Source organism: Mucilaginibacter sp. A5337, assembly GCF_059690695.1.
Genome location: NZ_JCAWEC010000010.1, coordinates 1 through 13,912 on the forward strand (window position 1 = coordinate 1; position 13,912 = coordinate 13,912).

Genomic DNA, 13,912 nt, shown 5'->3' on the forward strand with positions numbered 1-13,912 from the left:
ACATTATCAAACCTGTAAATACATAACAGGATTATCTTAAAACCTGTAAACTTTTTTTAGGACGAGACAGTTTGTAGCTTAAAAAGTATAGAAATACCATTTGCCCCAGAGGGGCAAAACAGAACGCCTTGCTGATTAAACTGCAAAACAATTTTGTGGGTTAACTTAAACTCGCAGAGACCCTGATGAGACCGGGCATGTTTAAAAAAAGCTTGTCATTCTGATCGACAGCGAAGAATCTTCTACAAGATACAGAGCCGCAATGCAGGGCGAAGAAGATGCTTCGTGCCTCAGCATGACAAAGGGCAAAATGCCATATCTCCTTCAAATTCAGCGAATTTTACTCCATCAGAATGACAATAGTTTAATGTTATTTAACATTCAAAGACCACAGAAATTCACCTATTCAGCATCGCTCTTTGATAAATCACTTCCCACTGCCTTCCTTCCTATAATGCATCAATCTATTGGCCCAGGCAATAAAATATTTTACGTTTGGAGCGTCGGTATGGCCGCCATCATGTTGACGCCAGGCGAGTTCGCCATCAAGCAGCCCTATATTAACCGGAGGCATCTTTTCGGTTTTATAATCGTTTGAAACACCTATATCTTTTACACCAAGCAGTTTAAATACAGAACCGGCTGCCACGGTTGCCATATAACTCCCCTGCTGATCGAGCCATTTGGCATCGCCTTGTTCCGGAACACCATAACTTATAAAAGTAAACCTCGGCGCGCACAAGGCAATCAGTTCATGCGCATCTACCGGAAGGTCTTTCGCAGTTTTTGCGCCAAACGAGGCATCTGATGCGCCGTATTTCATAAAGTTACCGGCCATCCAATAGTATCCTCCACCGGTAAGGCTTTCCACAGCTTCGCCAAAGTTTCGGCGATGTAGCTTGGCCCCACCCTCCCCCGACGAACCGATTAACCCCATAGCAAACCGTTGCTCAAAAGCCAGTGTTACAAGTACAGCCTTTCCGTACCGGGATACACCTTCAATGCCTACATGTTTAGCGTCAACAGCGGGCTCAGTTTCCAGGTAATCTAACGCGCGTGCCGCTCCCCACGACCAGGCACGCAAAGCGCCCCAATCCTCCGGTTTACGTGGCTGGCCTTTATTAACCAAACCGATGATCCCTTTGGTTAAGCCTTCTCCATTATCCGCCTGAATAGACGACGGATCAATTAACACATAACCCCAGCCGTTGGCTATCAGCTGCGTTGCCGTTGGCGGATCACCTTTCATAACCGGGAAACCACCGGGGCCAAAAGGGGATTGTTCGGCAATGGGATTATAGGCGGGATATTGTTCAAAAATGGCTTTAAACTCGGGGTGTTCTTTTACAAGCAACTCTTTTAATGCAGTGTTGATTTTTTCTACATCGGCCGCAGGGGGTTGCGCGGGCGCAGGTAAAGCGCTTCGGCCAAACATCATCAATACCGGTACCGGCCCTTTGGCATTTGCCGGAACTACCAGGGTCATTTCAATATTGACATTGATGAGTGGGTAAGCCGTATTATCAACATGACCAATAAGCTGTTTGGCGATCACCGGATAAAAGCCAACCCGTTCTTTATCTGTAACCTTAACCGACCATGTTACTTTGGGCACGTTGGCAGGAATGCGACCGTAAACCTCGCGCTCCATGTCCTCCACAATTTCGGGGCGGCGCTGCTTCCACCACATTTCGGCTGTGGTTACTTTTTTACCATTTTTTAATGTGAGCGCATCGGGCAAATCCGGGTAAGGATTAGCCAGCGCTTCATCATAATTAGCGTGATTAGGGGCAGATTCATCACCGCTGGGCCCGTTACGTAAGGTTTTAATCCCCAACTGTTTCATCATGTTCTGATGATCCTGATCGGCAGTAAAGTTTACCGGTGCAGCATTTTGAGCTTTGGCCGCGATAGCGCATGTGAGTAAGAAAAAGAAGGCAGTACTTTTCATTGCTCCTGATTTAATTTGGGTTTATGGTTATTGTAGTTTCTCCGTTTGAAATGGAGATGCAGGAAGGCCTTCCTTATTATAAAGATTCGCTCCATCCGGATTATCGGCCCAGGCATATCTTACATAAAGCGGCGCTGAGATTTTATCATTCCAAACCAACACCTTATCTCCATTAATAACCGCCTTCGCCCAAACAAACTTTTTATCGGCACCGGCTATTGCAAATTGCGACAGCTCATCGCCATCCTCAGCAACAAGTCCTGCACCTACGTTTTTAAAAGTAATCTCTATTTTATTCCCCTCAATTTTAGCAGATTGATAAATAGGGCCGGATGGGACCACATTAGCATCACCATAAGCCACATTTTCGGCAGCACGGGCAAGCCGCTCGCCTACCGTTTTTTTATTGAGGGGATGAATATCATTCCATTCGCCGGCATCGATGGTCACCGCCATTCCTGTATTGGGTACTTCCAGGGCACTAAGCTGCCCTTCCCGCAACTTCGCCCAGTCACTCTCCGCTGGCGAGTACTGTACCTCGTTAAAGTTAGGAAGCTGTGCATAGATAAAGGGGAGATTACCTTGTTGCCAGCGGTTACGCCAATCGGCAATTAGGGCTTTTAATAGTGTACCATATTCGGATGCACGGGAAGCATTACTTTCGCCCTGGTACCAAACCATGCCTTTGATAGTATAATTGATAACCGGCGCTACCATGGCGTTATATAGCCCGGTGGGTTCATTCTGCGCCGAAAATTCCGGTTTCATCCAAACCGGTTCAAACACCTGCCCTACCTTGTATTGCCAGTCGCCCCGAAGGTCGATAGTATCGCCGGCTATTGCCAGGTAGTACCGTTTATCGGGCACGAAACCACCTTTGCCCGATGTATTGGTAATACGTACCACAATAATATTTTTCCCCTGCTTCAATAACCCGGCAGGCACAGGGTAACGCCTTGGCGGATACTGATAGGTAATGTTCCCTACCTGTTTGCCGTTAATGTATGTTTGATCGGCATCCACTATTCTGCCTAAAAACAGTTTGGCCGCTTTACCTTGTACGGATGCAGGCAGGTTTATTTCCTTCCTGAACCATACGATGCCATTGAGGCCTTTTATACCCTGATCGGCCCAATAGCCGGGCAGCCAGAAATGGTGCCAGCCGTGCGGCAAATAATCAGTATCGTACCATGGCCTGTCTTCATTTAAACCTTTATCAACATTAGCCGGAAGCTCGGGTTGCGGGCGCTTTTTCATCACGCTGTCTATAAAAGCAGCATTACCAAACTGGGCAACCCGGTCATGATAGGGTTTGATGTCTTTCAGGCCATCATTGCTGATCCATGCCTCAATAGGCGTACCGCCTACACTTGAGTTGATGATACCAATAGGTGTGTGATATTTTTGATACAGCTGTTTAGCAAAAAACCAGGATGCTGCGCCGAAACCTAACACCGCTACAGAATCGGCTTTAACCCATTTACCGGGTAACAGATCCTGATGCTGTTTGGTTACATCTGCTTCTGTCTTCACAAAAAAATTCCTGATCTGCGGATAATTGGCTTTAGCTATTTCATCAGGGTATCTTTCCTTTACCCGCTCCATAGGCAAAACCATGTTTGACTGGCCCGAGCAGAACCATACATCACCGATCAAGATATCCTGGATTGTGATGTGGTTATTACCGGTAATTTCCATGGTATATGGCCCTCCTGCTTTCATTGGCTGCAGGGTAATTTTCCATGAGCCGCTTTGGTTGGTAACTGTACGGTATGTTTTATGCTGAAAGTTAATGGTGATCTTTTCACCCGCATCTGCCCATCCCCAGATCTTCACTTTGGCATCGCGCTGCAGCACCATGCCATTGGCAACCAATTGCGGCAAGCGCACTATTCCATAGCACGGCAATATCAAACAAGCGAACAGCGCTACAATTAACAGCTTCACTGACCTCATAACTCCGAAAATTTTTATTGATGGTTTATTTCACTAAGTAACAAATAAAAAAAGATTTGTGCAATCGATTGCACAAATCTTTTTTTATTTTAATTACCGCTTGGTCAGTAAACCATCATAAATAGGCCCTTAAACCTGCAATGCAGTAGCAATGAACATTTTTTTGTTTAAAATCGCATTTATCAAAACCGGCAGATGGCTAAAACAAGAAATATCAAACCAGAACAAAAGATCTCGTTCAGAGAGCGCCTGTCGGCATTAAGCAATCTCCCCGAGTTTTTCAAACTGGTATGGCAAAGCAGCCCGGGTAAAACAACCATGAGTTTTCTGCTACGCATCGTACGTTCGGCCATGCCGGTTGCTTTGCTATATGTAGGCAAGCTGATTATAGACCAGGTTGTATTACTTAACCGCCACGGTGGTAGCCAGCATGAATTGTGGCAACTGGTCATCATCGAATTTTTGCTGGCGGTTGCAACCGACGGCTTAAACCGCATGATCAGCCTCATGGATAACTTACTGGGCGATCTTTTTGCCAACTACACCTCTATGCGCATCATGCGCCACGCGGCCACCCTCGATCTGGAGCAGTTTGAAGATTCTGTTTTTTATGATAAGCTGGAACGGGCAAGACAGCAAACCGTTGGGCGTACCATACTTTTATCACAGGTAATGAGCCAGATTCAGGATTTCATTTCCATAGGCTTCCTGCTTACCGGCCTGCTAACTTTAAATCCCTGGCTCATCCTGCTGCTGCTTATATCAATCATCCCTTCATTTATGGGCGAAAGCTATTTCAACAGCCAAAATTATGCACTCACCCGGAGCCAAACGCCTGAACGAAGAGAACTGGATTATGTACGCTACCTTGGCGCGAGCGATGAAACAGCTAAAGAAGTTAAGATCTTCGGCCTATCTGATTTTATTATTAACCGCTTTAAAACATTATCAGATAAATTTTATGCTGATAACAGCAAACTGGCCGTGCGGCGTTCGGCCTGGGGCACTTTCTTTTCTGTTTTAGGCAGTGTTGGTTACTATGCAGCGTACGGTTTTATTATTTATCAAACCGTCACGGGCAAATCTTCGGTAGGTACACTCACCTTCCTGGCTGGTTCATTCAGGCAATTGAGCAGCCTGATGGAAAATTCATTGAACCGGTTTACTTCCGTATCACAAGGCGCTATTTACCTCAATGATTTCCATGAATTTTTCGAGATCAAACCAAAGATCAAAGTTGCTGCTTCTCCTTTACCATTTCCAAACCCAATAAAGCAAGGGTTCACATTTGAGGATGTTGGTTTTAAATACAACAACGCCGAATCATGGGCCAACAGGCATCTGAACTTCACACTGCACCCCGCCGAAAAGATTGCGCTGGTTGGCGAAAACGGTGCAGGTAAAACAACCTTGGTTAAGCTGCTGGCCCGCTTATATGATCCTACAGAAGGACGGATCCTATTGGATGGCGCAGATTTGAGAGATTATGACATCGTCGATCTCCGGCTAAACCTGGGTATTATTTTCCAGGATTATATTCGTTACCAGATGAGCTTTTCGCAAAACATAGCAGTAGGAAATATTGATGAACAGGACAATACTGAGCTGATCCGTAAGGCTGCGCATGAAAGCCTTGCAGATGCACTTGCGGCTAAACTTCCGCAGGGGTATGAGCAATGGCTGGGCAGGCGGTTTAATGAGGGTGTTGAATTATCGGGCGGAGAATGGCAAAAGGTAGCGCTGGCAAGGGCCTATATGAAAGATGCGCAGGTGCTTATTCTTGACGAGCCCACTGCAGCGCTTGATGCCCGGGCCGAGTATGAGGTGTTTCAACGTTTCTCATCTCTGACTCAGGGTAAATCGGCCGTGCTTATTTCGCACCGGTTTTCAACGGCAAGGCTGGCCGACCGGATCATCGTATTAGAAAAAGGCAAGATCCTTGAAGCCGGCACGCACCAGGAGCTAATGGCAAACAACGGCCGTTATGCCGAATTATTTAGTTTGCAGGCAGCGGGATATCAATAAACTGGGGGAGCAAATGATCATCTGCTCCCCCAGTTTATATTATTTTAACCAGCAACTATTTTTTACTGAATAGCTGGATCTGGTAGCTAAAACTTGCATCTTTTGCATAAACCCTGTATTGCTCCAACGGTTTAGGGCCACATCCATATGAGCCAACGCCCAAAGTTTTATGACTGATGCATAGTACGGTGCCTTTGCTTTTCGGCAAATCTATCTTGTACTCCACATCGGTCATTTCCTCATCGCTGTATGGCAGCGCAGTTACCTGGAACAGTTCACCAGCCTGCTTAACAGCAATGCCCATACCTTTAGCAGTACTCACATTGGCCCACCTAACATCCTCGTGGTTGCCGCAATCCATTGGTTTTTCATACGGGGTTTGCTGCTGTGCTATACTGCTTGAGTAACGGCCAACATCGAAGCCGCTCTTCCTGTCTGCATAGTTTTCCATCGGGCCGCGACCAAAATATTCAAATTGATCCAGGTCCTTTTTCAAAAACAAGCGTACGCCTAATCTGGCCAGCACCAGTTTAGGATCCGCATTAAAGCTCACGTTATTATCTGCTTTGATAACTCCGTTACCATTTATGGTATAAATTACCTGGTGATGAATAACAAAATCATGTTTACCGGTACCGGTAAGATTTACTTTGATCTCCACCTGGCCGGTTGACAACTGCATACTTTTTACCGCATCAGTTTTCCAGCTGATCTCTTTCAAACCATATTTAACCCAATCCTCATAAGCCCACATATCATCTTTGCGGTGGGGTGCACGCCATAAGTGCAGCATAGGGCCGCCGTTATTTTGCAAAACGTTTTCCCCATCTTTCTCCATTTTTGAGAAAGTGCCTTTTTCTTTATCAAACTCGAGACTAAAACCGTCGCCTTTTACTTTGATCTGGTTACCGGCATCTGATAAAGATAGTTTACCCGTTGCAGGTTGTTCTTTGGCGGCCGGAATAGCAATTGGCAGTTCCAGCTGCTGAGCTGCTACTTCAAACCCTTTTTTGGCCCACATTTTATCTGTAGCAAGGTCAAATGATATCCTCAGGAAATATTCTGCTCCGGGTTTAGGGGCAACCTGGTACGGAACTTTTACATCAAGCTCTTCGCCCGGGTTGATTTCCTTAAGTGCTAAATTACCTGACGATATGGATGTTCCATTTTCAGTCACCTCCCATTTAGCAGTTAAGCTATTCAGGTTAATGAACTGGTAGCGGTTTTTAATTGTTACCAGGCCATTTTTCAGATCTTTTGGATGAATGCTGATCCACTGATAAGCATGCTTTAATTCAGGATAGTGCGGTTTCAGCGAACGGTCGGAAAATACAACGCCTTTGTGAATGAAATACTGATCGTTAGGATACTCTCCAAAGCCACCGCCAAAAGCAGTTATAGGATGTTTAGGGTCGCGATTATTATAGATTCCCTGATCCTGCCATTCCCAGATGGCACCGCCTAACAACTGCGGATATTTATCAAATAGGTCATTATAAATATCAACCGACCCCATGGAGTTAAACATGGCATGTGCATACTCGCACAGGTAAAACGGTTTGGTTAGGGTTTGATCGTTGGCATGTTTTTCCAGGTTCTCTACATCGGTATACATTTCGCTGTCCATATCGGCAGGATTGTTTTTGCCTATGCCAAAACCCTGGTAGTGTGTTGGACGCGTATCATCAATGCCTTTGATCACCTTAAGGATAGCCCTGAAGTTTGAGCCGCCGCTGCCGCATTCGTTACCCAAGCTCCAGATAATAACCGAAGGATGATTCTTAAAATTTTCTACGTTGGCCACGTTCCTGTCAATCAGCGCGGCCTTGATCCTTGGTTCTTCATTAAACTCGTCCCATGCACCGTGACTTTCCAAATTGGCTTCGGCAACCAGGTAAATTCCATACAGGTCACACAACTCATACCATCTCGGATCGTCAGAATAATGGCAGGTACGTACGTGATTGCAATTGGCTTGTTTAATCAATACGATATCCCTGATCATTTGCTCTTCGGTAACAGCATGGCCATCATTCGGCCAGTTTTCATGGCGGTTTACGCCTTTGAGTTTAATGGGTACGCCATTAACCAAAAACAACCGGCCCTTGATTTCGATACTTCTGAAACCGGTTCGTGACGAGAGGGTTTCAACGGTATTGGTACCATCATCAATTTTTACTACCGTAGTATAAAGTTTTGGTGTTTCTGCCGTCCATTTCTGCGGATTATTTACATGGAAGCTGGCTTCAACCGTTACTTCCTCACCTGGCTTCAGGGCCGGGATAGCTTTTTTAACAGCAGCACCAGGAACAGGAACCGAGCCATTATACAAAGCAACATCAAGTAAACGGGCTTTAACAGCGGCTGTCCCGTAGTTTTTTATTTTGGCCGATACCAGCACATCAGCATTTTTGTATTGTTTATCCAGATTGGTCTTTACAAAATAATCCCTGATATGCTCCTGCGGACTGCTCCAAAGCGTTACATCTCTGAATATGCCGCTTAAGCGCCACATATCCTGGTCTTCAAGATAACTGCCGGTTGTAAAGCGGTACACCTCGACGGCCAATGTATTTTTGCCGGGTTTAACATATTTGGTAAGATCAAATTCGGCAGCGTTACGGCTGTTTACACTGTAGCCCACTTTTTTACCATTTACCCAAATAAAGAAACCTGCATCAACCCCATCAAAAGTGATAAAAATACGGCGACCCTTCCATTCGGCAGGCACGGTAAAATCGCGGCGGTAGCTGCCTACCGGGTTTCTTTCCTTATAGGCGGTATATTTTACCGGCGGGGTGCTCATCACCCTCGGAAAATCTTTTTGAAAAATATAGGTAAAGTTGCTGTAGTAAGGTGTACCGTAGCCCTCAACCTGCCAATTTGATGGCACTTTGATATCCTTCCAGCCGGATACGTCATAACTGGGTTTATAAAAATTAACCGGGCGTTTTTGTGGCCAGTCAACCCAATTAAATTTCCAAAGCCCGTTCAGGCTGCGGCTAAAGGTTGAAGCACGCCTATTACCGGCCAAAGCCTCTTTTAAAGATGCATAAGGCATAAGCGTGGCATGGCTTGCTTCCTTATTGATGCCGATATTTTCGGGATCTTCGATCTCTTTCGGAACAGAAGCTGTATCTGACTTTGATAGCCCGTTATCTGCCTGCTGAAAGCTAAAGCCTGCTTTATGGCTAAAAACAAAAATGAAAAGCAACAAAACCCTAAGGAATTGTTTGTTAAAATGAGATTGGCACATAGGTATATATAATTGTTTGCAATGATTTGATTTTTATATGGCAGATTCAGAACAAAGAAATATAAAAACCAAATATAACAACTGTCACATATACATATGTATTAAAAAGCTAAAACCTTTTATCACTCCCTGTCATCTTATTTTACGGCTTCTTTTGCCCGCTTAGTTTAGCAACAACCAGGTTGCCAACCTTGTTACCCTGCACAATACCATTATCAATAGCATCCATAAAATGGATACCGCCCCAAAACCTTGATATGGCAGCTTCTTTAGCGGCCTGGGTAAACGAATTGAAATGCCTTGGTGGTATGCCATAACTCACTTCCACATTATCGGTATATTTAAAATTATCGCCAAAATAATGCGTTAGGATAACTGCCGCTGATGATGAAACTACCGAGTGCCCGCTGATGTATTCCGGAAATGGCGGGGTTTGCAGCAGGGGTTTCCAATGAGGGTCGATGTATCTGCGGATAGCCGTTTCGGGGCGGATGCGGTTGGTGCGGTACTTATCATCCCAACAGCAAATAAAACCGTCAAGCAGGCCTATGGCCACGGCTGTATTGATCTGCATCGTTTTAGAGAAACCGGTTTTGGTCTGCTTACATGCAATGGCTGTTATTCCCATCCAATGCGCCCCCGGCGAAATCTTTTTAAGGCCGATAAGCATGTGCCCGTCATTTTGAACAGCAAAAGGGTTGCAGTCCCAAAAGTTGGCAATATCCTTTTCTTCCTGCTTTAAGCCGTCGCCGCTTTTGGCATAGCTCATTTGCAGGTATTTATAAAAAGTTGAGTTTTTATCGGTTGAAAAAGGAATGGGTGCATCAGGAACAAACTGCCCCGCCGAATCAAGCGTCATGGGCCTTATGGTATTAAAATAAGGTTCCACTGGTAGCATATAAGCAGGCGGGGTGAGGTCCCAGCTGCCCGGTGTTTGCTTAAGCTTATAACGCGGGTAGTTGCTTATTTTCCTGTAGCCATCGGCCTTGGCATAGGCCAGGATCTGTTTACTGATTACTTTGGCATAACTTTTTGAACTGTCGATAACCTCACTGCTGAAGCCGATATTTTTACATGAATCAATAAATGAAGCCTCATATCCCAGCATCAAAGTACCTGATGGCTGTAGCTTGGCTGCAGTTTCAAACATGGCCAGTACAGCGCTCAGTTGATAGTTGTAACCCGTGTTTTGTTTGGGATGTTTGATATCAGGATACTGGTTCAATACACCGCTCATACTCCTGATCTGCTTGTCATTTTCGGCGACAATCTCGTAACCGGCAAGGCAGGTATAAGTAAAAAAACGCGAGGCTAAGGGCGGGTTGGTAACATCATGGATCATTACGCTGGTCATGTGACCAATAACCTTGCTTACATCCTGGTTGGTTAATTCGGGTTGCTTTTTCTTGCTGCAGCTTATCATTGCAAATAAGCCGCAGGCAGGTATCAGCATTAACAGTTTTTTCATCACCTTGTATTATTGCTTATATGCCTTTAGTTTGCCTTTATCAAGAGCAAACAGTAAAATGTTATTTAATTGAAGTACACTTCTTACATCGCCCCTGATGTTGAAGCCCGATTGCTGCTGATTTATATATTGGTAGTTGCCTTTTCCATCTCCCTTAAGCAATACGCCGTAGTTAGCATCATATTTACCAAAACGGATGCGCGCCTTGTTGATATCGCCGCAAAGCAAAAGATCATCTTTACCATCATGGTCATAGTCAAGCGTAGTAATGGTAAAAATGGGCGAGTATTGGGCCTGTAAAGGCAGTGCCATTTGCTTTAAGCGTCCCTGCGTATTACTGATAAAGCAGGTTGTTGCAAGTTCATTAGCGGTCAGTTTTTTCACGCCTTTCAACTCTTCCGGGGTGAAAATTTTGTCCATCGTGGCATCAGCATAACTTTTATAATCGGGAAAGCGGCCTCGCATAACGCTTAACTGGTCAAGCAACTCATCGCGGCTTACAAAGGGGTAGCTTTTATGCTGAATGTAAAAACAAAGCATCGGGTCAACAGAGCCGTTATCGTCAAAATCTTTATAAAACATTTCTGCCGGCTCGGCGTCACTTGCCTTGCATTGCGTATTTAAGCCAATGTTTCCGGCAATAATATCGGGATGGCCGTCATGGTTGATATCGCTTACCTGCAGGCAATTCCACCAGCCCGCATATTTTTTATCAAAATATTTTGTTGTGGCATCGGTTAGTTTGGCGCCGCTATTTTCAAAAACGGTGATCGGCATCCATTCGCCGGCCAGCACCAGGTCGGGCTTTTTATCGCCGTTCATATCAACCCAGGCGGCATCGGTCACCATACCTATATTTTTTAATACCGGGTTATATTTTGCGGTTTCATCGGCAAAATGCCCTTTACCGTCATTGATCAAAATATAGCTTTCGGGCGCTTCGGGATACTGCCCGGGTATTACCCTGCCGCCAACAAACAGGTCAGGGAAACCATCACCATTAATATCGGCTGCTTTTACACAACTTTTACTGCTGATCATTTTGGGCAAGGCGCCATTAGCTTTGCTAAAGTTCCCTTTGCCATCGTTAAGGTATAACCTATCCTGCAGCAGGATGTCATCCGGTTTATAATCGGCATAACCGCCAGAGGCTACATACAAATCGGGCTTACCATCGCCATTGGCATCAAAAAACAAAGCTGCGGCATCGGTACTATTCTTATCGGCTTCAAAGGCGGCAACTGCATTGCTTATAAATTTACCATCCTTTTGCTGCAGGTATAAAACACCGGCTTTGCCATCATGCGCGCCGGCATATATATCTTCCAATCCATCGCCGTTTACATCACCTTTGGCAAGGATAGAGCCCGAAAACGAGATAGAGTTAACTATTAAAGGCTGCCGTTTAAAATCATTGATGGTATTATCTCTCTCACTGGTTGCGATGGGGGCAGGTACCTCTTTAAATATCGGATTGATTAGTTTTTGCGCAGGGCTTGCGGCAGTAGCGTCCTTTTCGTTTAAGACAATTTGTTGGTCGGCTTTTACTTTTTGAAGTACCTGCGATTTGCCGCTTTGCCATGTGATCCGCAATGAATCAACCTGCTTATCTTTCCCCAGGCCAAAATGCAGTATAGTTGAAACTGAAGATTGATAACCGCGGTTTGGCATTTGCTCCAGGTATTGTGTTTTATTACCCGAATAAATGCTGACCTTAGCTCCTACTCCCTGCGTGTTTGCACCGCTGCCGTTTAACTTAATAGCCAAATAATGGTTATCATTTTGTTTAGCTGCCTGGTTTTCATAAACAAAAGCAGGGAGATTGATATTGTTTACCACCAGGTCAAGATCGCCGTCATTATCCAGATCGGCATAAACGGCGCCGTTACTGTTTGATGGCAGTGTTATGCCCCATTGCTCACTTTTATTGGTGAATGTTGTATTACCATTGTTCTTAAACAAATAACTTTTCATTTGCGATGATGGCATCTGGCTCACAATATCCAGGAGGTCCTGCCTCATTACGCGCCTGTCTTTAAGGTTATCGCCCATAAATTTCAGGAAATCCATATTGGTATAATCGCGGGTATAGCCATTGCTTACAAAAAGGTCTTTCCAGCCGTCGTTATCATAATCGGCAAAAAGGGGCGACCAGCTCCAGTCTGTATTGGAAATGCCTGCCAGCTGTCCTATCTCGCTGAACGAGTTATTACCATTATTAATCTGCAGCATATTGCGCATGTATTGATAATAAAAGCCAACCCGCAGGTTCAGATCAAAAGCTTCGTAATTATCAATGCCGAACAGCAGTTTCTGCCGCTTGTTATCTTCAGGAAGCATGTCCAGCGTGTAGATATCTGGCTTGCCGTCGTTATTGATATCGGCCACGTCATTCCCCATGGAATAAAATGAAGTGTGACCGATTTGTTTCTGCAGTTCATCCGTAAAAGCACCCTTACCATTGTTAATATACAACCTATCGGGAATGCTGTAGTCATTTGATACATAAACATCCGGCCATCCATCGCCATTAATATCGGCAATACCTGCTGCAAGGCCATATGACAGTGAAGTATTGATAATACCTGCAGGGCCGGTAATATCAGTAAAATGATTATTATCATTCCTTAGTAGCCTGATCCCCGATTCGCTATCTTTTTTGGCCGACATCTCCTTTACAAAAGCATCATCAAGAATGCTGATCCGTGCAGGGTTATGGTTAATCAGCAATAAATCGAGATCACCGTCCCGGTCATAATCAAAAAAGTAGGCCTGTGTACTGAACGATGGAAAATCAAGACCGTAATCAGCAGTCATATCTTTAAATATGGGCACACCGGCAGCGTTGTTTCCCTGGTTTATGAATAATTGATTAACCCGTTTCTCGGCCCGTATTTTACCCGAATAGCAGATATAGATATCCAGCTTACCGTCGCCGTTAACATCGGCCATGGTAACACCTGTTTTCCACGGACCCGGCCTGCCGGCCACGCCTGCATCAGTTGTAATGTCCTTAAACTGCATATTGCCCTGGTTCAGATACAATTTATTATCGGTCATATTGCCGGTAAAATAAAGGTCCTGCAAGCCATCGCCGTTCAAATCGCCAACGGCTACACCACCGCCATTATAAAAATACTCGTACATCAGTACGTTGGTGTTCAAACCTTCGGTTAAGGTATTTGCAAAATCAATATGGGTTTGTTCTGGCTGCAATAGTTTAAATAAAGGTTGATCTGAACTTTCAGGGGACTCA

General features: G+C 44.9%; 6 protein-coding genes. 1 reads left to right on the plus strand and 5 read right to left on the minus strand.

Going from position 1 to position 13,912, the window contains the following annotated elements:
- Positions 1 to 427: 427 nt before the first annotated feature.
- Both AC59JO_RS26325 and AC59JO_RS26330 read right to left on the minus strand, forming a co-directional pair.
- Positions 428 to 1,951, minus strand: a complete 1,524-nt coding sequence (locus AC59JO_RS26325; RefSeq protein WP_497309211.1) for a glucuronyl esterase domain-containing protein — start codon at positions 1,949 to 1,951, stop codon at positions 428 to 430.
- Between the two features lie 27 nt (positions 1,952 to 1,978).
- Entirely contained in the window at positions 1,979 to 3,907 is a 1,929-nt protein-coding gene (locus AC59JO_RS26330) for a sialate O-acetylesterase (RefSeq protein ID WP_497309213.1), read from the minus strand.
- A gap of 195 nt (positions 3,908 to 4,102) precedes the next feature.
- On the opposite strand from AC59JO_RS26330, the gene AC59JO_RS26335 reads away from it, so the two are divergent.
- Positions 4,103 to 5,932, plus strand: a complete 1,830-nt coding sequence (locus AC59JO_RS26335; RefSeq protein WP_413670955.1) for an ABC transporter ATP-binding protein — start codon at positions 4,103 to 4,105, stop codon at positions 5,930 to 5,932.
- 55 nt (positions 5,933 to 5,987) lie between these two features.
- Here the strand turns inward: AC59JO_RS26335 and AC59JO_RS26340 are convergent, their stop codons facing one another.
- The 3 genes from AC59JO_RS26340 to AC59JO_RS26350 form a co-directional block, all read right to left on the minus strand.
- The gene (locus AC59JO_RS26340; RefSeq protein ID WP_497309216.1) at positions 5,988 to 9,188 is read right to left on the minus strand and encodes a glycoside hydrolase family 2 TIM barrel-domain containing protein; all 3,201 of its coding nucleotides are present in this window, start codon (positions 9,186 to 9,188) and stop codon (positions 5,988 to 5,990) included.
- 142 nt (positions 9,189 to 9,330) lie between these two features.
- Positions 9,331 to 10,656, minus strand: coding sequence for a vanadium-dependent haloperoxidase (locus AC59JO_RS26345; protein ID WP_497309218.1), 1,326 nt, complete (start codon positions 10,654 to 10,656; stop codon positions 9,331 to 9,333).
- A gap of 9 nt (positions 10,657 to 10,665) precedes the next feature.
- Entirely contained in the window at positions 10,666 to 13,872 is a 3,207-nt protein-coding gene (locus AC59JO_RS26350; RefSeq protein ID WP_497309220.1) for a VCBS repeat-containing protein, read from the minus strand.
- Between the last annotated feature and the right edge of the window lie 40 nt (positions 13,873 to 13,912).